Here is a 26,467-nt window from a genome sequence, read left to right as displayed (position 1 = left end):
CGGCGTCGTTCAGTTCCAAAGGTCCGAGCGCCGTCGAAGGACCGTCATTCAGTTGAGCGGATCGGCGGTGGCGTAGGTCGCGACGATCACGACATCGGCGAAGCGGCCTGCCTGACTGCCGGTGGTCTCGATGTCTTCGGAGGACGGGGCCTCCGCCTCGATCCAGTCGACAAGCCCCCCGAGCCTGCGGTTGGCGATGATCGCCGCGCCGATGGCGGCAAGCATCTCGTCGAGCACTTCCTCGCGCGTGAGCGTGGCGCTCTCGAAGGCGGCGATCTCGACAGGAATACGATGGGTGTAGAGGTAGGACACCGGCGAGAGCGTGACCGCGGGCTCACCCGGATCGCCATCGCGGATCACCACCAGTCCTCCCGGCGGAATGCGCTCCGGTTTCGTGAGATTGCGCTTCACGTCCGCGCCCGGCAGGGCATCGGCGACGAGCGCCTTGACCGCGCCGAGGACGGTTTCGCGTTTCGAGGGCATGGACAAAGAGCTTTCAGGATCTCGGCCAGTGCCGTGCAATCAGGGTTGGCACGCGCGCGGCTTGCCGCTTGGCGCTCGCATCAATGTTGAGCCGCTTGCGGAGCGTGACCTGGGGTACGAGCAGGAACACAATCACCGTTGAATGGCCCGTCTTGCGCCTGTTCGCTGCCGCCAGTCCGCGCCTGTTGAGGCGGGCTGTATCGGCGACCAGCAGCGAAGGGCCGCGCTTGCGGTAGACGAAGCGCAGCCGCATGCCGGTGCGCCGTTCCCATCCTCCAGGCGTGATGCGTGACGCACGCCCGTTCGGCCCGCGCCCACGCGCTCCTGCGGCTGGTGTCGGGATCGCCAGCCAGAACCCTCGCGCCGAGCGAATGGTGACGCCACGGTCGAAGGCGTCGACGAGCTTCGGGGCTTTCGACCAGACGAAGGCTGCGGCTTCGACGCTCTCGCCGACCTCGGGGAACACCTTGCCCCGCCATGTCCGCGAGAGGCGTTCGCCAAGGCCGGATGAGATGACATCTTCGCGCAAGCGCTCCTTCAGTTCATTTGATGCGTCCCGCATCCCGGAGGTGACGGCGCGTTCGATATCCTGCTGCGTGCCCGCCAGCGCCTTGCGTAGGTCGGGCCGTTCGAGGCTGAAACGCATGGGATCAGACCTTGACCGCCTCGCAGGTGAGGACGAGCCCCACGGCATCGGATGAGGGCGTCCCGATGACTTTGAAGGTGTCGGCGCCGATCACGACGAGATCGCCCTCATCGATTGTCGCAGCTTCGGTCCTGCGCAGGTCGATGAGAACGGTCGCCATCAAAGCGCGGGACGCGCCGAACTCGACCACGGCGTCCGGGCGGCGGCGGATCACGCGGACGGGAACCCCCGGCCCGATGCCGCCTGCTTGCCAGAGCGCGGTCTCGCCAAGGTTCGGGTCCGCGAACAGGGCGTCGGTCGCTGCCGCGAACGCGTTCACGTCAGAAGCTGCCGTTCAGCCGAACGCGGCCAATCGTATCGTTGGCCCCGCCTGCCACCGGTTCGGTCGCAGCGCCGATCAGGGTGTTCGATGCGACCACGGTCGTCGCGAGGCGGGCGGCGTTGTCCCAATAGATGCGCGCGCCGACGGCCCATGCCTGGGACGGGGCTTTGCGCAGTTCGACCACGCCCTCGGTAAGGGTCTCTACCTCGGCGTTGATGGCCGCCGATCCGGTCGCGATGCCGAAGATCGCGCCGACCAGCAGTCCGTCGCCGGATGCCACGGCATAGGGGGCGGGAAGCGTGATGGTGTTGCCGGGCTGGATGTAGCCGCGCATGGGAGTTCTCCGAGAGTGTCAGATGATGGGGAAGCGTTCCGGCGGCGATCACGCGCCGGGATTGCGGTAGAGGCCGCGCCAGTCGATCGCCTTCGCGCCGAAGTCGAGGCGGCACTTGATCTCGACGCCGTCGACGTCAAAGCCGTTGCGCGTCTCGATGTAGGCGCCCTGCTGGCCTTCGAGATAGGCGTACTCGATGGTGTCGATCTGGGCGGGATTCGCGGCGAGATACCAGGCGGTGAGGCTCGCGGCGTCAAGCCGAGGCTCGGAGATCGGCGTCAGGGTGCGGATCGAGGACGGGACCACGTTGCCGGTCTGGGCAGGCACGAGGTTCTGCGCCACCAGCTGCTCGGCGGCGAGTTCGAGCGATGCGGGCACGATGAGGTAGGCGGGTCGGACGTTGAGGATGGTCTTCTTGTCGAGTCCGGTCTGCCGGGCCATGGCCGCGCGCGCCGCGCCGATCGCGGTGACGCTGAGCGCGGTTGCCGGGTTGGCCAGATTGCCGTGGTTCTGGTGGAACAGCGCGATGGAGTCGCTCATCGCGGCGTTCGCCAGGATGATGCCCCAGACCACGTCGCTCTCCAGCGTGGCGATCGCCGTGCCATACATCGCCGGGATGCGGGTGAAGGCGTCGAGATCGTCGTTGATGAGCACCTGCCGGGTGACCGCGACGACCCGCCCGTAAGTCTCGACACGGTAGCTCTCGCGCCCTTCGGCGAGGGTGCCGCGCTTGAACTCGCCGCCCTCGTTGACCTTCACGAGTTGCGGCGCTTCGCCGAGCTGGACACGGTGCATCGCCTTGAAGTCGGTCGCGAGAACCTGCCGGCAGAAGGGGACATAGGTGCGCGGATAGGCATCATAGGCCTGCCGCAGCGTCTTGCCCGTCACGGCGGCGAGGACTTCGGGGAAGTCCGAGGTGGAATGCAGCGCGCGGGTGGCGATCTCGTCGCGCGACATGCCCCGGACATTGACGCCCGAGCTGGAGAGGAACTCGCGGGCGTGCTCCACGAGCGTCATGCCGCGATATTCCCGCGCCGGTTCGCTCAAGGGGAAGAGCGTCGGCGAGTAGCGGTGCAAAAGAGCGTTCGACACGGCGTCACGACGCGTGACGCGCTCATCGCGGCCGCCGAGCGGGATGCTGACCTGAGGCGAAACCCGCGTCTTCTCGGCGTCGGTCGCGACCTTGTCGAGGATCTCGCTGCGCGCCGCATCAAGCGTCACGCCGCGCTTGACGAGATCGTCGGCGAAGCTGCGCTCGAGGTGGAGGCGGCCGGCAAGATCGTAGATAGTTCCGACCCGCTCGCGTTCGGAATCGCGCGCGCGGGCGGCGATCGTCTCCGCATCGGTCACGGGTGTGGTCGGCACGCGATCCTGCGGTTCAGGCGCGGCCTGGCGCGTCTGCGTCTCAGTGTTGTCGGTCACAGCGTCGTCCATGGCTGCTTTCTCCTTGGATGGAGCGTCGGCGCGGTGGACGACGCAGGGGTGAAGGGGCAAAGAACTTTCGGAGGATGTCTCGGCGCGGAAACCCGCTGCCGGATCAGCGCCGATCGGCACTGCGGAAATCTCGAAGGGCGTCCAATCGACCGCGCGCCACAGCTCCGGCGCGCCTGCCTGCCTGGACACCTCGAAGCGATGGACCTGGTAGCCGATCGAGACCGCCCGGATGTGCCCGGCCTCGACGTCCTTCCAGAGCGGTTCGACTTCGGCCCGGTCGGAGAAGCGGACACGGGCAATGCCGCGTCCGTTCTCGATGCGGGCACTGCCAGGCACGACCGAGCCGATGACGCTGTCGAGCACGGAGGCGTCGTGCACCTTCAGGAGAGGCGCACCCGCGTTCAGGCGATCGAGACGGACGGCGCGCGGATCCATCGCCAGTTCCTCGTCGAAGGGATCGCCGAAGAACGGATTTCGGCGCACACGCGCGCCTGTGGACCAGACCACGTCAATGGTGCGCTCGACCGCATCGATCGAGGCAGGCAACAGGTCCGCCGCCCGCGTCAGCGGTGGCAGGTCGATGTTTCGGGTCATGGTGAAAAGCTCAGGTGTCGGGATTGATGGGTTGGCCGGTCGTGTCAGCCTGCATCACGCCGGTTTTCGTCACGCGGCGTGGATCGCTGTCGAAGATGAGCCCGAGGGCGTCGATCTTGGCGTTCATCGCGGCGATCTCGGCGAGCACGGCGTCCGGGTTGTGGCCTTGACGCGCGATGGCCTGCGCCAGCGACATGGTACCCGAGCGCAACGCCAAGAGATCGGCCATCGCGTCCTTCAGCGGGTCCACGGCTTCGAAACGTGGCGGCGACCATTCGACCGCAATGTCCGGGCGTGGCAACTTCCCGGCTGCCCACGCGGCCTGGCAGAACCAGACCCACATGGGCTGGCAGAGAACCGGGATGACGATCTGCCATTGGACGGCGTCGATCAGGCGGCGAAACTCCACGAGCCCTGCCCGGATCGATGAATAATTGACCTGGCTGAGGTCACCGGTCAGCAGCTCGTAGGGCATGCGGAATCCTGCCGCCACGATGTGAAGTTGCGCGCGCAGCCATTCGCCCACGCCCACTGTCGTCGCAGGCTGATTGAAGCGGATGTCCTTGCCGCCGCGCGCATAGGCGATCAGCCCGGGCTCGAACTGTTCGACGCGGTTGCCGTCGGCGTCGACCACCGAAGGGGCAATCCCCTGATCGGCTTCGTCGGCGCCAAGCACGATGCCGACGACACAGGCTTCCGTTTTCTTCCGGACCAGTTCGGCTTGCGTCCAGTCATCGAGATCGCGCAGCGCCCGCATCACCGGCGTGCCCCACGGGACGCCTCGGACCTGCGTGCGCTGCTTCTCGTAAAGATGCAGCACGTCGCTCGCCGGGATGGCGAGACTCTCCAGACGCCGCCGCATGGTGACGACCGCGTCGCCAGGGTGCTGGGCATAAAGCCAATAGGCGCGGCGTCGGCCCAAGGGATCGAATTCGATGCCCTGAAGCAACCGCCCGCCATCGGCGAGATCGCCGTTGCGGGTGTTGTCGAGGAGATCGGCTTCGATAATCTGGACCTGGAGCGGCACGGCCAGACCATCGCTGAGACGTCGCGGGCGGCGGCGGATCAGGACTTCGCCAGCCTCGATCATTTCCCTTACCGCCAGGGTCTGCAGCCCGAAGATGTCGAGTTGCCCGTCGGCGTCGCAGGCGGCGGTCCACTCGGTCCAAAGCCGGTCCACCGTCTCGTCGAGCCTGGCGTCGCCCGTCGCAGCGCGCGGAATGATGCCGCTGCCGACGATGTTGTTGACCAGCACCGAGACAGCCTTCGCCGCATGCGGATTGTTGCGGGTGAGATCGCGCATGCGATCCCGCAACAGGCCGCTGGCGGCGGCGATCTCGGCATCAGCCGATGTTCCCGCCGTTTTCCATCCGTCCGTGCGCCGTCCCTTGGCTGCGCCGTCATAGCCACGGGCATGGCCAGGGATCTTGGCGCTCAGCGCCTCGAAGCTGCGCCGCGCGAGCGCCCGCCTCACGCCTGCCTCGGGTGCGGCCCACGCCACCATCCGGTCGAGGAAGGTGATCTGGCTCACCGGTCGCCTCGTCCGAACCCGGCATAGCCCGCGATGGCGCGCGGCACGCCGGAGGATGCGGTGATCTCGGCCTCGATGGTGCGGATCCGCTTCAGCAGGTCATCCGCCGAGCCATACTCGACTGTCTTGCCGTCATAGCTGACCCGGAGCGTACCGCTGGCATAGGCGCGCTTCAGCGCATCGAGTTCGTCGGTCGTCCAGGCCATGACATATCCTCAGAACCACTTCCCGCGCGGGCCGAGCCAGTCGCTCTGCCGCTTGGTGGATGGCGGGTTTGGACGGGCGAGACGCCCGGCTTCGATGTTCGATTGCGTGTCGTCAGTGTCCGCAGGCTGCGGGCCGACCTGATCTTCGAGGTCTCGCCACTTCTCGTCGGACCAGCGATCGGCTCCGGCGATCCAGACGGCGGCGCGGGCATAGACCCGGCAGTCCAGCGCCTCGTTGCGTTCGCGCACCTTCTGCCATTCGAGCTTCTGGAAGCCGCGCTTGGTGGTGACGGTCACAAGATGCTCGGCCACGAGTTGCTTCACCCATTCGGCGTCAACGCCCTGGGGCAAGTGCACAAGCCCGGCCGGACCCTGCGCTCCGTCCGCCGCATCCTCGTCGGTCGGCTTCGACAACCGCAGAAAGCGATAGGTCTCGGCCTTGAATGTTGCGACGGCGATCGTCCAGAGCCGCGCGCCGCGGCGGATCTTGCGGCCGCCTTCCGTCGCATCGACAAAGGACGGGCCTGTCACCGGCGCCGTGCGATTGAAGCCTTCGACGCCCTTGATGGGAATGACCTGCGCAAATCCCTGCTGGCGCGCCCATGCATAGACGGCGGGCGCTTCGAACCCTGTGTCGATCGCGAGTTTCGACAGGCTCAGCCGAACGCCATGGGCGTGCGGCCATGTCTGGCCAAGGAGAACCGTCAGAGCCGCCCAAGCCTCGGCGCTGTCCGGGCCGCCGGGGATGACGATGTGGTCCACGAGCCAGCTCGCGAGCCGGCGACCCCAGGCCCAGATCGAGACTTCGATGCGGTCTTTCTGGATGTCTGCGCCCGCCGTGAGGAACAGGCCGCCGCTCGGCACCGTGCCGATGCGCCATGGCTCGCGCCGCTCGTAGAGCCGCTGCCAGTCCGGTGCTTCGCCGGTCTCGATCCAGGTCTCGCCGAGGACGCCGTTCTTGAAGCTGCGCTTGGCTTCGTCGCTGGTCTGCGCAGCGTCCCACATTCGGGCGATGTCAGCCCATGAGAGCCAGCCCACCGGCGAATAGAGCCCCGAGAGATGGTATCCGACCGTTCCCGAATGCGCATTATCGCGCGTCGGTCGCCATTCGCCGGACATCATCAGGGCCGTCTTGTGATGTTCCTCGATCCGGCCCTCACAGGCTTCGCAAGAGTAGTGTGCCGTATGCGGTTGACCCTTCTCCCAGCGCAGACGCTCGAAGCGGAGCCACTGGCGGTGATCGCAATGCGGGCACGCCACGAAGTAGCGTCGCTGGTCGCTCGCCTCGAACTCGCGCTCGATCCGCGACACGCCATGGATCGTCGGCGTCGAGGTGAGAAAGACCTTCGAGCGCCAGGAGAACGTGCGCGTCCGGGCCTCGGCCAAGGCGACAGGATCGCCTTCCTCGTCGGCGGAAGGGGGATAGGCATCGACCTCGTCGAGAAACAGGTAGCGCGCCGGCATCGAGCGCAGGCCGACCGCGCTGTTGGCGCCGGTGATGACCAGAAGCCCCGCCGGGAACTCCTTCGACAGAACCGTGTTGCCGGCGTCGCGCGAGCGCTGCGGCTTGACGCGCTCGCGCAGCACCGGGCTTTCCGCAATGAGCGGATCGATGCGTTGGCGCGAGAAGCGCTTCGCCAGTTCCACCGTCGGCTGGACCGCGAGCATGGGTCCCGGCGCATGGTGGATGACGTAGCCGATCCAGTTGTTGCCGGCCTCGGTCGCGCCGACCTGCGCCGCCTTCATGAAGACGATGCGGCGCGCGGCGTTGCCGGGCGACAGCGCATCCATGATGGCGCGCATGTAGGGTGTGCGATCGGTGCGATACCGCCCGGGCTCGGCCGAAGCGCGGGGGCTCAGGAACCGATGCCGATCCGCCCATTCCGCCACGGTAAGCGTAGGATCGGGCGTGAGCCCATCGCGCCAGGCTTGGACGAGCGCATCGACGCCTTCGAAGGCGAAAAGCTCCTCTGACCGACGGTCCGCGTCAGCGAAAATCTGTGGCGACCTCGGCGAGATCGGCGAGGTGCGCTCGGACATGGGTCTCCAGAACCTTTTGCATCGCGTGCGCTTCGAGGCCGAGTTCCGCTGCCATCAGTGCCGCGATCCGTGCCGGCCAGTTCGCCCATGCATCGCGCTCCTCGCGCGCCAGTCGGAAAACAAGCGCCGTCGCCCGCGCTCGGTCGATGACCTCGCCCTTCATGCGCTGCAGACGCAGACGCCGTTCCTGAGCCTTCAGCACCTCGTTGGCGGTCTTGGCCTGGAGAAACGTGGTCCCGCCGCCAGCCGGCGATGGCGCGATCCCGCTTTCGCGCAGCGTGTCGCCGACTGCGGACAAGGCCGCATCGGGGACGGGCTTCAGCTTGGCCTCGGCTCCATCACGACGCTGCTTCGAGGGGTCGGTCATCGACGCGCGGCGCGCATCGCTGGCCCGCGCATCGATCGAACCATCGGCATGCAGGACGAGCCGTCCCGACATCCTCGCCTTCTGGATCGCGCCCCGCGACAGGCCGACATGGGACGCGTACTGGCGCTCGCTCATGCCCTGCATGTCAGCTCCAAAAACATAATGATTTGATGCACTTATTGCCTTGATAAGCGTCCGGGACAGAGCCTGTATGGGGTCACGAACCAAGGAGACCCCGGATGACCAGCCGCACCAAGAACGCCCAGGCCCTCGACGCTTTCATCGCCCGCAAGGTCGAGATCGACGCCATGCTGGCGCGACTTGTCGCCCTGAGCGACGACCATTTCGACGTTCATCCGGACGAGGTGCATTGGGGCCATGTCGGGACGCTTGCCCACTACGCCGAACTGCTCAAGCGCATCACCGACAGCGCCTTCCGCGAAGGCGAACACGCCGAATGATCCAGTCGACCGTCGCGCCAGCCCCGCGCTTGCGGGGCTTGGCCTCGTAGAAGCCCCGCGATGGTCGCGGCGCTCTCGAACTGGAGGTTCCGATGACACAGCTTTCCGACACCCAAGCCATAATCCTGAGCGCCGCCGCACAGCGGCCCGAGCGCATTGCCCTGCCGCTGCCCGACAGCCTGCGGGGAGGAGCAGCCGCCAAGGTCGTCGGCGCGATGATCGCGAAGGGGCTGATCGAAGAGGTCGAAGCAAACTCACGCCGGGGCGAACCGCTCTGGCGCGAAACCGGTGACGGCCACGGAACGACGCTGGTCGCGACCGATGCTGGCCTTGCCGCTATCGGGATCGAGCCGGATGATGCCGAAACCGCGCCCACGATCACGACCGAAGCGCCGAAGGCGGATCCCACGCCGGACGCTGCTTCCGAAGCCGCGCAATCGACGCGCACGCCACGCGCCGGGACCAAGCAGTCCGCGCTGATCGCCATGCTGCGCGCGCCGGAAGGCGCAACCATCGAGGAAATTACAGCCGCTACCGGCTGGCAGGCCCACACGGTGCGCGGCGCGATTGCCGGAGCACTCAAGAAGAAGTTCGGGCTCGATGTCACATCGGAAAAGGTTGAAGCGCGCGGACGGGTGTACCGGATCGTCTGACTCGAACATTCCAAAGCCGTCGAGGTCAGGCCTCGGCGGCTTCCTTGATCTCCCGGCATACGCGCAGTCCCTCGAATATTCTTCGAAGGCAATAGGATCGGCCGATCGACACTGCGGTGAAGATCGCGCCGATCGTCATATTCTCGGCAAGTGTCGTGTGCAGCCCGAACAGGGGAAAGACGAGCAGCTGTGTGACGACGGCAAGCCCATAGCCTACCGCGACGTTGACGAGAGACTCGGCCAGCGACATGGCGCGCGATTGCTTCATGCGGCCGGGTCCTGAAGATGCGCGGTCTCGCCGAACCGCTCGGTCCTCACCTGCGAGAAGGTCCGTCCGTCGCCGTCGAGGATCGCCTCGCGTCCGGTGTCGGCCTGCCAGCGCTCGATGGCGACATCGACATAAGCCGGGCTGATCTCCATCGCGAAGACACGGCGGCCATTGGCTTCGCCCGCCATGATCTGCGAACCTGAACCGGAAAACGGCTCGTAGCAAAGCCCGCCCCGCGCCACATGCTGACGCATCGGGATACCGAAGGCATCGAGCGGTTTCGGCGTCGGGTGATCTGGTCGATCGTCCTTGGCGAAACTCGGTAGCGCCCATGTCGAGGGCAGCGTTTCCTCGGCCACCTTCGGCGGGCGCTTGCCCTTGATCCAGCCCATGAAGCAGGGCTCGTGCTTCCAGAGGTAGTGCGACCGGGTCAGAACTCCGCGGTCCTTCACCCAGATGATCTGCTGATGGACGAACGCGCCCGCCTTCTCCCAGCAGGCTTCCAGCATCGCCTGGCGGCGCGAGGCGTGCCAGCAATACCAGGCGGCGTCTTCCGCGATCGCCTCGGCAACGGCCGCCGCGATGAAGCCGTCATATAGCTCCGCGCCCTGGCTGCTGTCATCCCAGGTGACGCCGTAGGATGGCGACCAGTCCTTGTTGCGGGTCGGATGGTTCGAGCCGTCGTAGTCGACGAGATAAGGCGGGTCGGTGGCGAACAGGATCGCCCGCTGGCCATTCATCAGGCGGCGGACATCGGCGGCACTCGTGCTGTCGCCGCAGAGCAGCCGGTGATCGCCCAGCGTCCACAGATCGCCGAGGCGAGATGCCGGATTGCGCGGCGGTTCCGGGATAACGACGGGGGCGACGCCTGTAGCATCGGAGGTCTCGGCGCCCGGCTCGAACGCGAGCAGCCGGTCGAGCTCGCCATCGGAAAAGCCGATCAGCGACAGGTCGAAATCATCGGCGACGAGTTCCTGAAGCTCACCGGAAAGCAGCGCATCGTCCCACTCGGCCCAATTCGCCGACTGGTTGGCGAGCAAACGGAACGCCCTAATCTGGGTTTCCGACAACTCGTCCGCCAGGACCACGGGCACGCTGTCAAGGCCAAGCAGCCGTGCCGCCTTGAGCCGGAGGTGCCCGTCGACAACCAGCCCGTCACTGCGCGCGACAATCGGAATGCGAAACCCGAATTCCACGATGGCCTGCGCCATCCGGTCGACAACATCATCGTTCTTGCGCGGGTTGCGGTCATATTCGATCAGCCGGCCGATGGGCCAGTCTTCAAGCTGCAGCGCGGTGTGAAGCATCTGATTTCAAGGCCTTGAGCTTGTGGAGGGTTACCGTCCGCATCGCATGAATGCTGCAGAACAAAACCAGCTTGGTGAGCGGGATCGGCGGAGCCGCGGCTTCGATATTGTGAAACACCGTCTCCACCCGCTTGTGGCAGACGCGGCAAAGCGGGATGAGATTGGTTTGCGAATTGTCCTGCGTGAGGCGGAACGGAATGATGTGGTGCACCTGGAGGTGCTTTCGCCCGCCGCAGCAGGCGCAGAACGGTGTCAGCCGGAGCGCTTCCCGTCGAACAGCAACCCAGCGTGATCCCCGTCCGCGAATGCGGGGCGTGCGGCAGAGGTGACGCTCGTAGCAAGGCCGGGAGCAGAAGCGCCCGCAAGAGTTGCTTCGTCCAGACAGGATCGACCGCGCAATGCGAAACTCAGTGCCGCAGGTCGTGCAGGTCCGTTCGGTCGACCGCGCGGCAACCCGGCACGCCCGGCTGCAGAACTTCTGGCGGCTGCTGGGAGGTGCCGGAAAGTCGATCCGGCAATGCTGGCACGTTTCACGATTCCGTCCCGCGGATTTTAGTTCGCGTCCCATCTCCAGCATCGGGCGACCCGCACATCGTCGGCATCGTGGCGCAAGGTTGTCGGCCCTGACCTCATCGATCCTGCCGCAGTCCGGGCAACTGCGAAGGCGCATCCGCCGGTTCTTCACATGCGAGCGCTGGACCAACGCCACCGCCGTCCCAGGCGCGTTGAACGCATCGAGCGCGAACGTCATGCGGGTTCCTACTGATTATCTGGCGGCATGTGCCAAGGTGGATATCCGCTGGCCGCTGGATGCCGGATACCGAGCCGGACTCCGCGAAGGGTCCAGGCGTGGCAGGCGGCTACGAGGCAAAATGCTTGTGTTCGTCGGGACTTCGGAGCGGCCATGAAAGGCGCTGGACTCCGGGTGGCTTCCCAAAAAATCCGGCCTGCCGCTAGCGACGTTTCGCGCCGCGCCCTCCCGCATAGGGTATCCGCCGGGAAGGAACCAAACGCGTCAGCCGGGCCGCTTCGGATGCGCCTCTCGCGAACATGCCACCGGGATACGCGAATTCGGGCCGTTATGTCTCGCCGGGAAATGTCTCACTGAAAATTGTCTCACGAGATGCATTCAGCTTGACACGCGCCGCGTCGCATCGACCACGAATCGCTGCGAGCGCTTCGCGGGTGGCCGCCGTCCATTGAGCCGCCACGTGATGACGCTCAGCGCGTACTCCCAGCGGCGGTGCGCCGTTGCGCGCGACAGCCCGAAGCGCCAGCAGATGGGCTTCCACGGTGTGCCCTCGGCGCGCGCCCAGACGAGCTTGGCGTCTTCCGGCTCCAGCCAGGCGAACCAGTCGAAGGTCTTTTCCATCCGCGAGATGGCGGCAGGCGACGGCGGGGGGCGGCGCAGTCGTGGGGGCTCCTGGCCGACGAGATCCGCGAACTCGTACACGATCTGCGGCCAGGTGCTGAAATACCCCTGACCTTTCGCATCAGGCAGGCGCTTCAGGGCATCAGCCGCCTCGGCGAGCCGTTCTTCCACCTGATCACGGGTCCAGACGTCCATGCCGCGCCTCCTTTCTGTATCCGTAGAGCTTGTCTCCGAGTTGCCGCACGAGCTCACGCTCGGGCCAGGTCAGGCGCGGATCGGTCTCGCTGACCACGAGGACCTTCTGCTCGCGCCAGCCTTCGCGCTTGATCTCTTCCGGCGATCGCCGTTTGCCGCCGAAGCCGGGTGGCGCCCATCTCATCGCACGCCTCCTTTGGTCTCGATGGCCCAGAGGAGCAGCGCGATGGCGTCGGCTTCGTTGTCGTCCTTCGGGTTGAAGCCGCGCGCAGTGACGGCGGCGATGACGGCGTCCTTGCCCGCATTGCCCTTGGCCGTCGCATGGCGCTTGATGGTGCCGACGGGCACGCCCTGATAGGCGATGGCTCGATGCTCGCACCACGCGGTCAGCGTGGCGAGGAAGCCGCCATAGAGGTGAGCTGCGTCGACACCGAGGTGGCGGCGGACCTCTTCGAAGTAGATCGCTTCGAGACCACCTGCGTCGGTGATCAGGGTGGCGAGCCAGGCGGAGAAGCGGACGAAGCGCATGCCGCCGCCATCGAAGCGGCTCGGCCGGAACGAGACCGAGCCATGCAGGATCTGACCGGTCGCGAGCCGCAGCGCCCAGCCGGTGGTCGTGCCGAGATCAAGGGCGAGGAGTGGGCCCTGTCCCGGTCGCAGGGGATCGGTGCCAAGGTGCACCATGGTCGGATCGAGCGGTGCGACGGAGACAGGCTGGAGGGTGGTTGCCAACGCCGCTGCCGACGACACAAGTCGCGACGGACGAGCGCGCCTGATGGGCGCTCGCTCGTCTCTCCCGTAGGGAGAGCAGGAATTCTGGCAATCTGGCAACTTCCTCAAGCCGTTGAATTCGAACGATCTTTTGAAGTTGCCAAGTTGCCGGAGGGAAGTTGCCAGATTGCCGACCGGCAACTTCGTCGCTTCGCTAAGCCTCTGGAACGGAACGACTTTTCGTGTCGGCAAGTTGCCAGTTGCCGAAGTTGCCAGTTGCCAGGACAGCGCCGTTGGCAACTTCTCGCCGGGGGAAATCATGGGGTCTCTCCTTCGGGATAGACCCAGACGAACGGGTTTTCGACGTCGAGAACCGCGCCGGTCTGGGCTGCTTTGTAGTGGGTCGGAAGGACGGGGATGAAGGCGGGGGTCACCTCGCCGGTGTCCGCATCGACGCTCTCGCCCGACGGGAACTGCATGCCTTCGATCACGAGGTAGCCGAGCTTCGAGCGGGCGTTAGGCAGGCCATAGGGCCCGCCGTCGCGGGTGAACTTCACGTAACCCTTGGTGGCGAGCACGCTGACGCGCTCACGGATCGTCGTGCGCCCGCCAAGCCCCGCCTGGTTCTCGAAGGCCTCGGCGAATTGCAGGGCGGTGTAGAGGTGTCCGGCGCGCGCCTGCTCATCGAGAATGTCGAGGATCACGTCGCGCTTGCGCGCGCGCTCGGCATCGAGCCGCTCGCCAAGGTCCTTGCGCACCAGGCGCTCGGATTTCGGATCGAGCATGATCCAGCGGCCTTGCCGCTTGTCGATGAGGATGGGATCGATCGCGGGGCCGTTGCGCAGTTCGAACTCGAGGCGGCGCTCGGGGCGCTCCTCGTCGGGGCGGTGCATGAGGATGCCGGCGCTGTAGAAGCCGCGCAGCGCGCTGGCGCCGGCAAGCGCCTGGAACGGATCCTCGGCGATCTGCTTCTTCTGCGCCTTGCGGGTGTGGTGACAGAGGATCAGCCCGGCATCGGGGGCTGCAGCGTTGCGCAGCGCCTCCACCCGGGCCTGCAGGAAGAACAGCATCGCGTCATTGTCGTTCTCGCCGCCACCGTCGGGACCGCCGTCGAACAGATTGCGGATCGGATCGATGCACAGAATGTCCGGGCGCTCGCTCTCGAACGCGCCGAGGATCGCGGCTTCGACCAGGCCAAGGCCACGCCCGTCCAGGATGAGCCGGAGCTTCGGCGTCACGACGAGATTGTCGCGCGCAATGGCGAGGACCGGCTTCGGCAGGCTGAGGCCCTGAAGCCGTTCGCGCAGGTAGTGGTAGTCGATCTCCGCCTGAAGGTAGAACACGCGCAGAGGGCGCGGCGGCTTGAAGCAGAGAAACGCGGCCCCCGCCGCCATGTGGGCGAGCAGGCTGATCAGGAAATCGCTCTTGCCGACCTTCGGCGCGCCGCCGAGCACCAGCATGCCACCGGGCGTGAGCACGCGCGGCGCGATGATGTCGGCCGGCATGGGGCTCTTGTCGTCGATGAGCGCGCCGAGCGTGAAGGCCGGGATCGATGCGACCGGTGCGTGGCCAAGCGTCAGACCGGGTCCGTTGCGGGCGACATGCCGGCGCCAGAGCCGATCGAATTCCGCATCGATGCGTTCCGGCGGCCAGGGCGGATCGAGGCAGGCCTGGTTGAACTCCTGGATCGCGCGCCGGGCCTCGTCCTCGGTCTCGCGCCCTTCATGAACGAGCCGGACATGATGGCCGATCGCCATGCTGGCCGCTTCGAAGCGGGTAACGGGATCGACGCCGCCCGCGCGAGTGCGACGGGACAGAACGTCATCGAGCGTCGGCTTGTCAGGCGTTGCGTGCGTCTCGATGGGCGCTGCGAGACCCGGAAGCGCCGGCATCGCCTCGACCGCGTCGGCGAATTCACGCAGGTCGATTTCGCTCGCTGAGCTCTCGCGGATGGCGACAAGGCGCGAGGCTCCGCCCTTGAAGTAGACCGATCCCGCGACGCGGATCGGCTGATGCGCCGAGCGAAAATGCGGGTCGCCGCCGACCTTGTCGGCAATCAAACCGCGCAGCGCGCAGACGAGATCGACGTCGGTGCCCTCGGCGGGCTCATTGAGGCGCCACCAGACATGCAACTTCGGCGCGCCGGTCTCGGTGCGGCCGCCGCTTTCGACCACGATCACCGGTGGCGGCAGATGCTGCCTGAGGTGAGAAAGCTTCGCCTCAACATCGCCGGAGTCGAGATCGACGACGATGGTCTGGATCTGCCGGACGTCCTCGGCCTTGGCCTTGCCCGTCTCGGCGACGGTTCCGGGCACGACATAGAGCGCCGCGCCTTCGCGCGCGGCCCAGATGGCCGAGGTCAGGATTTTCGCGGCGGCGTCGCGATCCGCTTCGATCCAGGCGGTGTGGGGGCGGCCCGAGCTTCCCTTCTCGGCAAGGCCGCGCACAGGGATCAGCCCATCGCAATAGCCGAAGACGCGGTCGATGAAGAGCGCGATGGCGTCCTGGTCCGGTGCGAGCATGGGCTCGGCCGCGGACCGGGCATCGCTGGATCGGAGGTCCGCGTCAGCGCTCATCCGGGCAGCCTCCAGCAACGCTCGGCCCACGGGCAGAAGCGGCACTCGAAGTGCGTCGGGTCGTGCGCGATGCGCGGCAGCAGTTCATGCGCGTCGGTGGCGCGCAGGATGCGCACGGCGCGGTCGCTCGCGGCCTGAGCCCTGGTGGCGTCGAACGGCACGAGTTCGTGGTGAAGCTCGGCGGTATCCTTGTTGATGGCGGTGAAGAGCGCCGGATGCTCGGAGACGCCCGGCAGCGCAGGCTCCAGATAGGCCTGATAGATTGCGATCTGGACGGCATAGATCGGCTTCGCGAGGACAACGCCCTTGGCGACGGTCTCCCGCCACGCCTTGGCGTTCATCGTCTTGCATTCCCACAGCGCCGGAACCTGAAGGGCCGGCATGTTGGGAGCTCCGAACACCACGCCGTCGGCATGACCACGGATGCGGCCGCCCGCGACGGAGAAGCCGATCTGCCCGCCGTCCCTCGTGCGTGTGACGAGATCGAGGCCGCTTGCACGCAGCCAGCGAATGGCGACCTCTTCGAGAGCATGGCCGATCTCGAAGATCCGGAGCGTCCGACCAACGAGGCTCGCGCCAGGATCACGCGGGGTGTCCGTGAACTCGAACTGAAGCGCGCGGTCGCAGGCGACACCGAGGCGGGAAGCTCCGAGATAGCCGCGCGCAGGGACGGCAGCGCGTTCGCCCACGAGCGCCGCATCGATGCGCTGGTTCAGGTGGTCTTCAAAGGTCGTGCGCGAATTGAAGTCGAGCATCAGAACGGGATCTCCGTGCTCGCCTGCGCGGCGCTCGCCGCCATCGCTTCCTGAAATCCGCCGATGGCGGCTTCGATCAGGGTCAGCACCTGCGTTTCGGAGAGGCTGGCGAGCGGCGTCGTCCAGCCGATCTCCTCCATGAGCTCGGCGACGGGCCGTAGCGCGGCACGCATGGCGGCGCGTTCCTGTTCGGTCAGATCAACCACGGAACGCCTCCGTGCCGACGAGGACCAGAAGGCCTGACAGGTGATCGAGCAGAACCAGCGCTCCGGGCGCGGCCGGCTCGTACGGAAGGGCTCGCGCCAGCCAAAGCCGCGTGATGGTTTCCCGCAGACGGCGCAGGGGATGCCCTTCGGGTGCCAGAGACGCTCCCGGTCCGACATCGGTTGCTGCGAAGGTGTCATGGGCGTCGCCTGTCATCACGCCGCCCTCGCCAGCGCATCGCGATCGGCCCCGAACACGAGCCGACGGATCGCGGCCTTGTTGAACTGGAAGGCGATCAGCGCGGAGGCCTGGTAGCGGGTCAGACCGAAGTCTTGGGCATACTCCATCGGCAGCAGCGCCAGCTGTTTGTCGGTCGGGGGCTGCGAGAGCCAGCGGCGGGTCTTATGCGCGGTCTCGTCGCTCTCGTGCTCGTTCAGCCAGTCATCGGCGGACGCCAGACAGACCATGCGCTCGCCGGTGCCGACGAGCGTGGTTGGTTGGCCCTGCCGGCCGCCCACCGCGTACCAGCGCCCGTTCAGGAAGAAGACGCCCGCCCAGGCGGAGAAGCCGGTCGCGACCAGCGCGGCATCGTCGCCGAACAGATCGCACCACTTGAAGCTCGACCGCTTCAGGAGATCGATCTCGCTCATCACGAAGTCGCCGAGCGGCTGCGGCGCATCCGAGGCGTCGTCGCAGGTGAAGGCATGGCCGCAGAGCGGGCAATCCCGCGATGAGAGCGGGATGATCGCATCGCAGGACGGGCACGTCCTGGTCGGCGCTTCCCCGGTCGCCTCGCGACCATCGAGATCGACATCCTGCTCCAGCGAGCCGTGGAGCAGCGTGGACGTGCCGAAATCCAGGACGACACAGTCCGTCTTGACGACGCCCGGGTGTTCCTGCGGGTTCACCGTGCGCAAGCCGCGACCGACCATCTGGACCATGGTCGAGCGCCACGAACTCGGGCGCAGCAGCACGACGCAAGAGGTCGGCGGGTGGTCCCATCCCTCGGTCAGGACCGCCACGTTGACGATAACGCGCGCTCGGGTCTCGGCGAAGTCGGCGAGGGCAGCCTTGCGGCTCGCCTCCGTCATCTCGCCGGTGACCAGCACCGTCGGCACGTCGGCTTCACGGAAGGCGTTCGCGACAGCGGTGGCGTGGGCGACATCGGCGCAGAACACGACCGTCTGCCGATCACCTGCCTTTTCGCGCCAATGGCGGATAACGGCTTCCGTCACGGGCGTCCGGTTCATCACCTTCGCGACTTCGGCCATGTCGAAATCCTCGGCGGTCTTGCGGACCCGCCCGAGGTCGGACTGGACGCCGACGTCGATCACGAAGGTCCGCGGCGGCACGAGGTGGCCGGAGGCGATGAGTTCGCCGATCCGGATCTGGTCGGCGACATTCGAGAAAACCGGGCGAAGGCCCTTGCGATCGCCACGGTTCGGCGTCGCCGTCACGCCATAGATCAGCGCCTTCGGGTTGCGCGTCTGGACCCGGTCGATGATGCGCCGGTAGCCGTCGGCGGCGGCATGATGCGCTTCGTCGATGACGAGAAGATCGAGCGCCGGGAGTTGGTCGAGATTGCTTTCGCGCGCGAGCGTCGGCGCCATGGCGAAGGTGGCGCGCCCCTGCCAGGACTTCTCGCCCGCATCGACCACGGAGGTCGACAGGCCCGGATTGACCCGGGCGAACTTGGCGCGGTTCTGCGCCGTCAACTCGTCGCGATGCGCGAGCACGCAGGCCTTCGTGTCGCGCTCTTTCAGGATCTCGCCGACCACGCCGGACAGCATGATCGTCTTGCCTGCGCCGGTGGGCGCCACGCCGATCGTGTTGCCGTGGCTGCGCAGCGCCGCGACGCTGCGCTCCACGAAGAGTTTCTGACGGGGGCGAAGCAGCATGGCGTCGCCTCACTGCGCCCAAGAGGGACGCATGCCGGCCGCCGGAGTCGCCGCAGGCTGGGCTGCCGTCTGCGCAGCGCCGCCGCTCTGGAAACCGAAGGACTGCGCCACCGGCCCCATGACCCCGGCGTACTCCTTGTGATCGGGCGTGACGGCGGTCCTGATCTCGTTCTTCGGATCGCCATTGGTGTCGGTGCCGACATCGATCTTGGCGACGAACTCGATGCCATCGAGATCACTGAGCCCGCGGATGCGCCGGGCGGACTGGGCCTGGGGCGAGACGTCCTTGTCGGAAATGCCGCGCGCCGAGTTGAGGATCGTGCGCACCAGCGCCCGTCCCATATTGCCCCAGTCCGGGCCCTTCGGGCTGTAAAGCCCGATCAGCGAAAAGATCTTGCGCCGCGCGTACGGGCCTTCGAGCACCGTGAACTCGGCGTTGAGGTAGACCGCGCCGGTGGAGCCGCGCGTTGCGTAGCCGCCGGTCCACCCCTGGCTCGGATCGTCGTAGCCGCCGGGGCGGATCGAGAGGCGAACCTTGGCGATCGCGCCCTTCGGGATGACGCTGGTGGTTGACCTTGCGTCGTTGAAATCATTCCAGTTGGACATGATGGATCACTCCTTGGTCTGGTCGTTCGAAGCGGCGTGGGACGGGGTCGAGGCCGGCAGGCGGCCGGAGAAGTCGAGCGGCTGTCGCGAGGGCCCGCGGATCTTCGCCATCAGGCGTCCGAGATGCGGCTCCTCGACCATGGCAAGACGGCCGCTGCGGTCCTTCGCGGGAAAGCCGAACGTGTTCAGGGTCTGACAGATAAAGGCTCGGCGGTTCGTGCCGTCCTCGGCCTTCACCTCGGCCATCGTCAGGACCTCATCGACGATGCCGGGCAATTCGAGGCCGGTCTTGGAGCCGTCGATCTGGGGCGAGAAGACGCGCCGATTGAAGTCGTCGAGCCGCTCGTCGAGGATGCCGACGAACCAGACATTCTTCGCCCGGGCGTGCTGCAGCTGGGTGAGCCAGCCGATCATCTCCCGGCCATGGAGACCGTAGGCGCCGCGCACGTCGGGCTTGCCGGTCTTCTCGGACATCGCCTCGGGTTGCCCGCGACACCACTGGAAGCAAAGCCGGCCGGCGACGGTGATCGAGTCGACGAAGATCGTCTCGTAGCGATCGAGCACGCTCGGCGGCCCGAAGCGCTCGGCGACCGCCGCGAAATGCGCCTCGCCATAGGCCTGGTCGGAGCGCAGCGCCGGGTTCGGCCCGCCGATGAACACCGCCAGATCGCGGCACTCGGCCCAGGTGCGGGGACGCAGCGCGTCGCCGGTCCACCCTTCGATGGCGAGGTCTCCCGCCTCGAGGTCGAGGAAGAGCGTCGTCTTCGGATCGAGCGTCCAGAGCAGGCTCGTCTTGCCGATACCGGACTTGCCGAAGATGCAGCCCTTGACGCAACGAGCTTCGGCAAGGCGCTGATCGGCGGTGATGATCGGGAGCGCCATGATCAGCGCTCCGCCTTGGCGCGGGCTGCGGCTTCGACCGCGCGATCGGCCCCGACGCCGCCGGCGTCACGCGCGATCTGCGAGAGCTTCCGGAGCGCATGCATCCGGTCGCCGATGGCGTTGAACTCGGCTTCGAGGCCCCGCAGCGCGAAGGCGATGTCGTCGAGCGTCGCCTCGGTGATGGGCCTTGCATCGACCGCGTCGTGACCGGGGCTTGCCGGGACACGGATCGTCTCCGGCAAGGAGCCGAGGCTGTAGTGGGATTTCTGCAGCGCCTTGATCGCCGACAGGGGCGCATCTGGGGTGGATTTGCCGAACGAGAACATGAGGTGGTCCTTTCAGTCGCGGAGCAGTCGGAAGGTCGGTTTGCCGGTCCTGAGCGTCCGGGCCGGCTCGAAGGTGCGGCGGATCGCGTCGGGCCAGGCGCCAAAGGCGCGCTCGGAGACCGAGAGGCTGATCTCCACGTACTGGCTGGGGTCGTCGCCGGAGGCGCGGATCGTCTCGACGAGAGCGGCGAGCCTGGCCTGATCCCACTCGGTCTTCTTCGGCAGATCGGCGACGATGGTGACCGTGCCGTCGGTGAAGCGGACCGTGCCGGTGTCCTTGCCCAGAGCCGCGCGGGCTTCACGCGCACGCTCGCCGAACTTCAGCGCGATGGCGCCGTCCAGCCAGTCCTTCAGCGACCTCGCGCTCTTGAGCGCCGCGTCAGCTTCGTCCTGGAGCACGGCGAGAACCTCTGCCGGCAAGGCCGTGATCTCCGCGATCGGCATGGTGCGAAGCGCGTCGAGCGTCGGCAGGTTGTTGTGAGGATCGGTCATCACGCGACCTCCTCGGCGAGGAGGGCGGAGAGCGAGACCGGCGACGACTTCGGCTTCCGCCGCGCTACGGCGAGGTAGGAGAAGTCGTCAGGTCCGTGACGCCGCTGGACGAGATGCGCGAGCCCCTGTTCGGCCGCCCACATCGCGCGCCGCCCGAGCTTCAGGAGTTCGGTGCGGTCCTTGGGCGGAAGCCGGGTTGCCATCGGCATGCCGTCGAGGGCGAGGAACCCGCGATGGTATTCGAGGCAGTCGCCGGGCGTGGCCTGGCCCAGCCAGCCACAGAAGTCGATCTCCGAGATCCGGAGCCTCGCCGTCGAGAAGGGAATGATCGTGTTGCTCATGAGCGGCTCCTACTCACCAGGTCCGGAAACCGTCTCAGGCGGCCGCAAGGCCGCGGGCGAGAAGCGTCCCGCGCAGCGTCTGGATCCGGCGGTAGAGGCCGGCGCGCGAGCCGCGACCCTCGGCGGCGAGCGCATCGACGCTCTTCCCCGTCAGGGCCGCGCAAAGCGCGCCGTCGCGCCGATCGATCGCTCCGAGACAGCGCTCGACATCGAGGCGCGTGATCGCGGCATGGACACCGCGGCTGCTCTGTCCCCAGAGCGTGCCGAGACCTGCGTCCTCAGGCGTCGTGTCGGCGAACGTCTCGGCGTCGCCGTCCATCAACGGCGCATCGATGGACATCGGCTCGAAGCCGAACATGCGACGCTCGGCGATCACACGCCGCATGATCCGCGTGGCGCGGTTCGCCATAACGGTCGCGACGAACGCACCGATCGACCCACGCGCCGGATCGAAAGCCGCCAGCCGCGCGAAGGCGTCCGTGATCAGATCCTGGCGAATGTCTTCGAGATCATGGCGGGGCAGTCGCATCCGCCGCACCAGGCTGCGGGCAGCGGCATCGGCTTCGTGCAACAGCGTATGGAGCTGTTCCGGCGAGGGAGTGAAGGACATGGGGCAGAGCCTCGTCATCGGGTTTCGATGGCGAGACGGTGCCCATTCGAGCGGTTCGAACCCTGTCGCGGAGCTCTCGTGAAGCTGCCGCGAACCTGCCGGCGCTCAGAAGACGTGGATCTCGTTTGCGGGGATCAGCAGACGGCAGCCCTGACCGCGACCAGATTGGATCGGATAGGTCCCCTTCGGACCGTCAGTCATACCGGCAGCCCGCAGCACCTTCCGGAGGTTGCTGACGACCTTGTCGATCTGCTCGTCGTTCCGGTCGTTGCTGCCGGTCGCGGCTTTCAAGGCATCCGCGAGGACATCGCGGCTGACCCAGCCGTCCTCGTTCGTGCGCTCGTTGACCAGTCGGACAAGCACTTGGAACTCTCGGCGCGGCAGCGACAGCAGCGTCCCATCGCAGCGCGCGCTGCCGCCCTCAACATCGACGGCAAGACGTGTTTGCGCTGATCGAGGTGTCTTGCTGACCGGCGTCGGGATCTTGATCGCGAGCGGTTCAGACGCGTTGGCGTCGAGAAGTTCGTCGATTGCGGCGAGCGTGATGTCCGCGCCATCCAGTTGCCGTCGCACCGCCATGGGCAGATCGCGTTCGGTTGGCGTCAGGACGACAATGGGCAGGCCCCCGGCATGGGCCTTCAAGGCGAACGCGATGTCGACCGCAGTCTTTGCGCGCAGACGTCGTGCCAGGAAGTATTCAAGCCTGCGACTGCCGGTTCCGATCGCGCCGAGCCAGAATGCGCTGACGCCCACCGGCTCGACAGGTCTTCCCGCCAGCACGGTGGAAGCCCGCCGCAACTGGCGGCAGACTGCCATCATGTCGATGTCGAACTGACGAATCGACGTCGGATCGACCTCCGTCGTGATCCCGTCGCCGTCTAGGTTGACGGCAATAGCTCGACCGCCGCTGTGCTGGATCGCGAAGCCGTCGACATCCGATGGAGCTTCGCGCTCGACCAGCAATCCGAGCGTCAGAAACTGGCGCACGATCTCCGGCGGCTGGTCGCGAAGATCGGCCCCATCGATGATCCTGATCGGATGCTGATCACTCCGCTGCAACAGCAGTCGCGACAGGCTGACGTGTGAGGCGGATGCCATTGCGCTCAAGATGCTCCAGGATCTGCTTCTCAAAGGCGTGGTTGCGGAAGCTTGCGATATTCGGCGGCTTTACCTTCACGATCACCTTGTGCTCGCGCCCGCCGCTCTCGAAACGGAACTCCAGCTTGACGTAATTGATGCGCAGATCGTCGAAGTCGATGTCGGGCGCCAGCTCGACGAGCCGGACGATCGCGTTCTGGCTGTCGCGGACCGTCATCGCCCAGGGCGAATAGCGGACCTTGCCGTCGACCTCATGCTCGCCTTCGTCGATCTGGATTTCCTTCACCAGGATGGCGTTGGTGTCGGGATCCCAGGCGTGGTTGAAGCGAAAGCCGGTGCCTTGCCGCTGGATCGGAGCCAGCGTGTAGATCTGTTCGGCGTTCGCGCCCTTGAAGAAGTTCTTGTCTCCGAGCATGTGCTCGGCGAACAGCTCGGCCAACTTCTTGCGTTCCGCCGCCGCCGTGGCGCTGATCCAGACCCGGCCTGTCGCGGAATGGTACCGGATCGTGTCTTGTGCGATCTCGCGATAGGTCAACGTGCGCTCGGACCCGTTCTCTTCCACGTTGGCGGTCACGGCGTTCTTGCCGTGCAGCACGAGGATGCAGATTTCATCGTCCTCCGGATACCAGCGCACGTCGCAGTACTTGCCGAGGTAGCGTCCGGCGAAATAACCCGAAGCGGCAGCGCGAAAGGCTTCCTTCGCGGCGTCATCCGTGTGGCGCGACTCGACACCTTCCTTCGCGCCGCTGAATTCCGTCGGCGACTTCACCGCCCAGAAGGCGAACTTGTCGAGGGTCAGGTCGAAGACCGCGCGATGGTCCAGGAACGCCCGCAGAGCGAGATGGCGAGGCGTCACGATCTTCGCGTCGGCCTCATCGGGCGGCACGATGGCCACCCCTGCCAGATCGGCCTGCTCGTGGAGTAGCCGAGCGCCATTCTCGTTGGACAAGACCATGATCTTGTGGAGCGCATCGAGCAGTTCGGCCGGAAACGTCTCGTCGGTCCCGCGGAAGAACTCGAAGATCGCCTCGCGCCTCTCCTTTTCATCAGCAGGCAGTCCATTCCAGTCGAGATGGATCGTCGCGGCGTAGGGATCGATCAACCGCTTGAGCAGATCGAGGTCGACGGTTTTCGCGAAATCGCGGTTCACGAATTTCTTGACGTTCTTGGCCATGGCAGCGGTCCGATAGCAAAGGTGATGTTCTTGCTACGTTCTATCGCAAGCGTGGCCGTGAGTCGATTCAGGTTGCAGCCCCTGAGACGGTTTCTCCACATGCTGAGTAGGTGACCGGGGAGGAGACCCGGTGACCGAATGACTGGCCCCAACGCCCTGCGCCCCGAACTGATGAGCGATGCCGAGCGGCTCGACGAGGCCGCCGAGATCCTCGCACGCGGCGTCGTCCGGCTTCGGCAGCGGCGGGAGGGACGATCCACACCTTTATCTCGCGAGTGCGGAGACAGTTCGGTGGACTTCACCGCCGACCGACGCCGTCATGCGGACACGCAACTCGGCGGAGACCGCCCATGAATGATCCCGTGCTGGCGCGCGTCGCCGCCATTAAGACCATGCCCACGCCCGCCCTGAAAACGATGTGGCGCGATCTGCATGGCACCGAAGCACCGCCCTACAACCGGCGCTTCCTCGAAAGCCGTCTGGCCTATCGCATCCAGGAACTGGCCTATGGCGGGCTCAAGCCCGAGACGGCGAAACGGCTCGATGCACTCGCGCGCGGCGTCGAGGACACCAACCCCAAGACGCGGCGGATTCGCACCGACCGCAAGCCGGTTGCTGGCACGCGCTTGCTGCGTGAGTTTCAGGGCATCGAGCACATCGTGACGGTCACCGTCGAAGGCTACGAGTACCGGGGCCGACCGTACAAATCGCTCTCTGCCATCGCGAAGGCCATTACCGGCGTCAAATGGAACGGCTGGGTATTCTTCGGCCTGAAAAGCGCGGGGAGCGGCACATGAGGCGTGCAGCGACCAGCCATCATCCGACGACGAAAATCACGCCGAAGGTGCGGTGCGCGATCTACACGCGCAAATCGTCCGAGGAAGGGCTCGACATGGAGTTCAACAGCCTCGACGCCCAGCGCGAGGCTTGCGCCGCCTATATCCTGAGCCAGAAGCCGGAGGGCTGGGTTGCCGTCGCCGACCGCTATGACGACGGCGGGATCTCGGGCGGCACGCTGGAGCGTCCAGCGCTGAAGCGGCTCATCGCCGATATCGAGTTCGGCAAGGTCGATGTGGTCGTCGTCTACAAGATCGACCGGCTGTCCCGCTCGCTGATGGACTTCGCCAAGCTGGTCGAGGTGTTCGAGCGGCGCGGCGTCACCTTCGTCAGCGTCACGCAGTCGTTCAACACGACGACGTCGATGGGGCGCCTGACGCTCAACATCCTCCTGTCCTTCGCCCAGTTCGAGCGCGAGGTCATCGGCGAGCGCATCCGCGACAAGGTCGCCGCCTCGCGCCGGAAGGGTATGTGGATGGGCGGCTACGTGCCGCTCGGCTACCGCGTCGAAAACCGCAAGCTGCTCGTCAACGAGGAAGAAGCGGCATCCGTCCGGCTGATCTTCGAGCGGTTCGTGAAGCTCGGATCGATCAAGCTGCTGATGCGGGAACTGCAAGCGGCCAACATCCGCAGCAGGCGCGGCTACATGCTCGACAAGGGCGCGCTCTACAAGCTGCTCAACAACCGGGTCTATATCGGCGAGGCCGTGCACAAGGGCGAAGCCTATCCCGGCGAGCACGAGGCCATCATCAGCGCCGATCTCTGGCAGCGCGCTCACGCCATCATGGGCGAAAGCCCGCGCATGCGCGCCAACCAGACCCGATTGTCGGGACCGTCCTTGCTGCGTGGCCTGATCTTCTCGCCGAATGGTGACGCCATGTCGCCGAGCCACACCCGAAAGGGCGACCGGCTCTACCGCTACTATGTAACGCAGTCAGTCCTCAAACGCGGTCCCGGAACCTGTCCCGTGGGTCGGATCCCCGCCGCCGAGATCGAGACGGCGGTGATCGAGCAGCTTCGCGGCTTCCTGCGCGCGCCGGAGCTGATCGTGCGGACATGGATGACCGCGATCCGGCACGACGATCGCATCACAGAGGCGGAGGTTCGCGATGCCTTCGAGCGGCTCGATCCGATGTGGGACGAGCTGTTCCCCGCCGAGCAGGCGCGCATCGTCCAGCTTCTGGTCGAAAGGGTCGACGTCAAGGTCGATGGCATCGCGATCCGCCTCCGTTCCGGCGGGCTGACCAAGTTGCTCGGCGAACTGCAGACCTTCACTGACCGAAAGGACGCGGCCTGATGGCGAAGGGCGCTTTCTTCCACGAAGCAGGCGCGCTCACCGTTACCGTGCCGATGACCTTCCGGAAGCGTGGTGGGCGCAAGCTCGTCATCGCGCCGAACGGGGCTGATGCGTGGGCACTGCCGCGCGCCCGCATCGACAACACCATGGTCAAGGCGCTGGCCCGTGCCCATCGATGGAAGAAGCAGCTCGACTCCGGGCGCTTCCAGACTGTCCAGGATCTTGCCGAGGCCGAGAAGATCAACCCGTCCTACATCGCCCGTGTTCTGCGCCTCACGCTGCTCGCCCCGGATATCGTCGAAGCCATTCTCGACGGGCGGCAACCGGCGGGGCTGCAGTTGGACGACCTGCTCGTGCCCTTTCCGGTGGAGTGGGGAGATCAGAGGCTCGCATTCTTGCATCCCCAAGGGCCGCGGCCGATCTCGCCGGGCGCCTAACTGATCATTT

The 26,467-nt window shown here is 66.3% G+C and carries 34 protein-coding genes; 6 read left to right on the top strand and 28 right to left on the bottom strand.

What is annotated here, in order from left to right:
• Positions 1–48: 48 nt before the first annotated feature.
• The 9 genes from FHS82_RS15310 to FHS82_RS15270 are packed head-to-tail and all read right to left on the bottom strand — an operon-like array spanning position 49 to position 8,101.
• Positions 49–483 (bottom strand): hypothetical protein, encoded by a 435-nt coding sequence (locus FHS82_RS15310; protein WP_166954371.1) that lies wholly within the window; start codon positions 481–483, stop codon positions 49–51.
• 13 nt (positions 484–496) lie between these two features.
• Positions 497–1,129, bottom strand: a complete 633-nt coding sequence (locus tag FHS82_RS15305) for a DUF6441 family protein (RefSeq protein ID WP_166954369.1) — start codon at positions 1,127–1,129, stop codon at positions 497–499.
• A gap of 4 nt (positions 1,130–1,133) precedes the next feature.
• Positions 1,134–1,448 carry a head-tail joining protein gene (locus tag FHS82_RS15300; protein ID WP_166954367.1) on the bottom strand — a complete coding sequence of 105 codons (315 nt, stop codon included), beginning with the start codon at positions 1,446–1,448 and terminating at the stop codon, positions 1,134–1,136.
• Position 1,449: 1 nt separating this feature from the next.
• Positions 1,450–1,785 (bottom strand): DUF2190 family protein, encoded by a 336-nt coding sequence (locus FHS82_RS15295; RefSeq protein WP_166954365.1) that lies wholly within the window; start codon positions 1,783–1,785, stop codon positions 1,450–1,452.
• Positions 1,786–1,833: 48 nt separating this feature from the next.
• Positions 1,834–3,813 (bottom strand): prohead protease/major capsid protein fusion protein, encoded by a 1,980-nt coding sequence (locus FHS82_RS15290; protein WP_166954363.1) that lies wholly within the window; start codon positions 3,811–3,813, stop codon positions 1,834–1,836.
• Positions 3,814–3,823: 10 nt separating this feature from the next.
• Entirely contained in the window at positions 3,824–5,344 is a 1,521-nt protein-coding gene (locus tag FHS82_RS15285) for a phage portal protein (protein WP_343042590.1), read from the bottom strand.
• Positions 5,341–5,550 carry a phage head-tail joining protein gene (locus tag FHS82_RS15280; RefSeq protein WP_100964371.1) on the bottom strand — a complete coding sequence of 70 codons (210 nt, stop codon included), beginning with the start codon at positions 5,548–5,550 and terminating at the stop codon, positions 5,341–5,343. The genes FHS82_RS15285 and FHS82_RS15280 overlap by 4 nt, the downstream gene beginning before the upstream one ends.
• Before the next feature lie 9 nt (positions 5,551–5,559).
• Entirely contained in the window at positions 5,560–7,590 is a 2,031-nt protein-coding gene (locus tag FHS82_RS15275) for a phage terminase large subunit family protein (protein ID WP_166954361.1), read from the bottom strand.
• Positions 7,538–8,101 (bottom strand): hypothetical protein, encoded by a 564-nt coding sequence (locus FHS82_RS15270; protein ID WP_100964367.1) that lies wholly within the window; start codon positions 8,099–8,101, stop codon positions 7,538–7,540. The genes FHS82_RS15275 and FHS82_RS15270 overlap by 53 nt, the downstream gene beginning before the upstream one ends.
• A 95-nt stretch (positions 8,102–8,196) precedes the next feature.
• On the opposite strand from FHS82_RS15270, the gene FHS82_RS15265 reads away from it, so the two are divergent.
• Positions 8,197–8,418 (top strand): hypothetical protein, encoded by a 222-nt coding sequence (locus FHS82_RS15265; protein ID WP_100964365.1) that lies wholly within the window; start codon positions 8,197–8,199, stop codon positions 8,416–8,418.
• 92 nt (positions 8,419–8,510) lie between these two features.
• Complete coding sequence (locus FHS82_RS15260; RefSeq protein WP_100964363.1) at positions 8,511–9,071, top strand: DUF3489 domain-containing protein; 561 nt, start codon at positions 8,511–8,513, stop codon at positions 9,069–9,071.
• Positions 9,072–9,096: 25 nt separating this feature from the next.
• Here the strand turns inward: FHS82_RS15260 and FHS82_RS15255 are convergent, their stop codons facing one another.
• From FHS82_RS15255 to FHS82_RS15165, 19 genes are all read right to left on the bottom strand, one after another.
• Positions 9,097–9,339: a DUF7220 family protein gene (locus FHS82_RS15255; protein ID WP_100964361.1), complete on the bottom strand. Its 243-nt coding sequence runs from the start codon at positions 9,337–9,339 to the stop codon at positions 9,097–9,099.
• Complete coding sequence (locus FHS82_RS15250) at positions 9,336–10,646, bottom strand: DNA modification methylase (RefSeq protein ID WP_166954359.1); 1,311 nt, start codon at positions 10,644–10,646, stop codon at positions 9,336–9,338. The genes FHS82_RS15255 and FHS82_RS15250 overlap by 4 nt, the downstream gene beginning before the upstream one ends.
• A complete protein-coding gene (locus FHS82_RS15245) occupies positions 10,621–11,397 on the bottom strand; it encodes an HNH endonuclease signature motif containing protein (RefSeq protein ID WP_208394270.1) in 777 nt (258 codons plus the stop codon). Before FHS82_RS15245 ends, FHS82_RS15250 begins: the two co-directional genes overlap by 26 nt.
• A 378-nt stretch (positions 11,398–11,775) precedes the next feature.
• Positions 11,776–12,213 (bottom strand): DUF6362 family protein, encoded by a 438-nt coding sequence (locus FHS82_RS15240; protein WP_166954357.1) that lies wholly within the window; start codon positions 12,211–12,213, stop codon positions 11,776–11,778.
• Entirely contained in the window at positions 12,194–12,397 is a 204-nt protein-coding gene (locus tag FHS82_RS15235) for a hypothetical protein (RefSeq protein ID WP_166954355.1), read from the bottom strand. The genes FHS82_RS15240 and FHS82_RS15235 overlap by 20 nt, the downstream gene beginning before the upstream one ends.
• The gene (locus FHS82_RS15230; protein WP_166954497.1) at positions 12,394–12,897 is read right to left on the bottom strand and encodes a crossover junction endodeoxyribonuclease RuvC; all 504 of its coding nucleotides are present in this window, start codon (positions 12,895–12,897) and stop codon (positions 12,394–12,396) included. Before FHS82_RS15230 ends, FHS82_RS15235 begins: the two co-directional genes overlap by 4 nt.
• Before the next feature lie 344 nt (positions 12,898–13,241).
• A complete protein-coding gene (locus FHS82_RS15225) occupies positions 13,242–15,518 on the bottom strand; it encodes an AAA family ATPase (RefSeq protein WP_208394269.1) in 2,277 nt (758 codons plus the stop codon).
• Entirely contained in the window at positions 15,497–16,255 is a 759-nt protein-coding gene (locus tag FHS82_RS15220; protein WP_166954354.1) for a hypothetical protein, read from the bottom strand. The genes FHS82_RS15225 and FHS82_RS15220 overlap by 22 nt, the downstream gene beginning before the upstream one ends.
• Positions 16,255–16,461, bottom strand: a complete 207-nt coding sequence (locus FHS82_RS15215; RefSeq protein ID WP_166954353.1) for a DUF6511 domain-containing protein — start codon at positions 16,459–16,461, stop codon at positions 16,255–16,257. Before FHS82_RS15215 ends, FHS82_RS15220 begins: the two co-directional genes overlap by 1 nt.
• On the bottom strand, positions 16,454–16,675 hold the full coding sequence (locus FHS82_RS15210) for a hypothetical protein (protein ID WP_166954352.1): 222 nt from the start codon (positions 16,673–16,675) through the stop codon (positions 16,454–16,456). The genes FHS82_RS15215 and FHS82_RS15210 overlap by 8 nt, the downstream gene beginning before the upstream one ends.
• Entirely contained in the window at positions 16,675–18,357 is a 1,683-nt protein-coding gene (locus tag FHS82_RS15205; protein WP_166954351.1) for a DEAD/DEAH box helicase, read from the bottom strand. The genes FHS82_RS15210 and FHS82_RS15205 overlap by 1 nt, the downstream gene beginning before the upstream one ends.
• A gap of 9 nt (positions 18,358–18,366) precedes the next feature.
• Positions 18,367–18,963, bottom strand: a complete 597-nt coding sequence (locus FHS82_RS15200; RefSeq protein WP_166954350.1) for a hypothetical protein — start codon at positions 18,961–18,963, stop codon at positions 18,367–18,369.
• A 6-nt stretch (positions 18,964–18,969) separates the two neighbouring features.
• Positions 18,970–19,845, bottom strand: coding sequence for an ATP-binding protein (locus FHS82_RS15195; protein WP_166954349.1), 876 nt, complete (start codon positions 19,843–19,845; stop codon positions 18,970–18,972).
• A 2-nt stretch (positions 19,846–19,847) separates the two neighbouring features.
• The gene (locus tag FHS82_RS15190; protein WP_166954347.1) at positions 19,848–20,171 is read right to left on the bottom strand and encodes a hypothetical protein; all 324 of its coding nucleotides are present in this window, start codon (positions 20,169–20,171) and stop codon (positions 19,848–19,850) included.
• A 12-nt stretch (positions 20,172–20,183) separates the two neighbouring features.
• Complete coding sequence (locus tag FHS82_RS15185; protein ID WP_166954345.1) at positions 20,184–20,663, bottom strand: hypothetical protein; 480 nt, start codon at positions 20,661–20,663, stop codon at positions 20,184–20,186.
• Positions 20,663–21,004 (bottom strand): hypothetical protein, encoded by a 342-nt coding sequence (locus FHS82_RS15180; RefSeq protein ID WP_150288480.1) that lies wholly within the window; start codon positions 21,002–21,004, stop codon positions 20,663–20,665. Before FHS82_RS15180 ends, FHS82_RS15185 begins: the two co-directional genes overlap by 1 nt.
• A 34-nt stretch (positions 21,005–21,038) precedes the next feature.
• Positions 21,039–21,614 (bottom strand): sigma-70 family RNA polymerase sigma factor, encoded by a 576-nt coding sequence (locus FHS82_RS15175; RefSeq protein WP_166954343.1) that lies wholly within the window; start codon positions 21,612–21,614, stop codon positions 21,039–21,041.
• Positions 21,615–21,719: 105 nt separating this feature from the next.
• Positions 21,720–22,712: a response regulator transcription factor gene (locus FHS82_RS15170; RefSeq protein WP_166954341.1), complete on the bottom strand. Its 993-nt coding sequence runs from the start codon at positions 22,710–22,712 to the stop codon at positions 21,720–21,722.
• A complete protein-coding gene (locus FHS82_RS15165; RefSeq protein ID WP_166954339.1) occupies positions 22,660–23,886 on the bottom strand; it encodes a hypothetical protein in 1,227 nt (408 codons plus the stop codon). Before FHS82_RS15165 ends, FHS82_RS15170 begins: the two co-directional genes overlap by 53 nt.
• Before the next feature lie 138 nt (positions 23,887–24,024).
• Here FHS82_RS15165 and FHS82_RS15160 point away from each other — a divergent pair, with 138 nt between their 5' ends.
• From FHS82_RS15160 to FHS82_RS15145, 4 genes are read left to right on the top strand one after another with little or no spacing between them, the layout of a single operon-like run.
• The gene (locus FHS82_RS15160) at positions 24,025–24,240 is read left to right on the top strand and encodes a hypothetical protein (protein WP_166954337.1); all 216 of its coding nucleotides are present in this window, start codon (positions 24,025–24,027) and stop codon (positions 24,238–24,240) included.
• Positions 24,237–24,683 (top strand): DUF2924 domain-containing protein, encoded by a 447-nt coding sequence (locus tag FHS82_RS15155; protein ID WP_166954335.1) that lies wholly within the window; start codon positions 24,237–24,239, stop codon positions 24,681–24,683. The genes FHS82_RS15160 and FHS82_RS15155 overlap by 4 nt, the downstream gene beginning before the upstream one ends.
• A complete protein-coding gene (locus FHS82_RS15150) occupies positions 24,680–26,020 on the top strand; it encodes a recombinase family protein (protein WP_166954333.1) in 1,341 nt (446 codons plus the stop codon). Before FHS82_RS15155 ends, FHS82_RS15150 begins: the two co-directional genes overlap by 4 nt.
• Positions 26,020–26,457, top strand: a complete 438-nt coding sequence (locus FHS82_RS15145; protein WP_166954331.1) for a hypothetical protein — start codon at positions 26,020–26,022, stop codon at positions 26,455–26,457. The genes FHS82_RS15150 and FHS82_RS15145 overlap by 1 nt, the downstream gene beginning before the upstream one ends.
• The last annotated feature ends 10 nt before the right edge of the window (positions 26,458–26,467 follow it).

This window comes from Pseudochelatococcus lubricantis, from assembly GCF_011762225.1.
GTDB lineage: Bacteria > Pseudomonadota > Alphaproteobacteria > Rhizobiales > Beijerinckiaceae > Pseudochelatococcus > Pseudochelatococcus lubricantis.
This window is presented reverse-complemented; position numbering and strand designations above follow the sequence as displayed.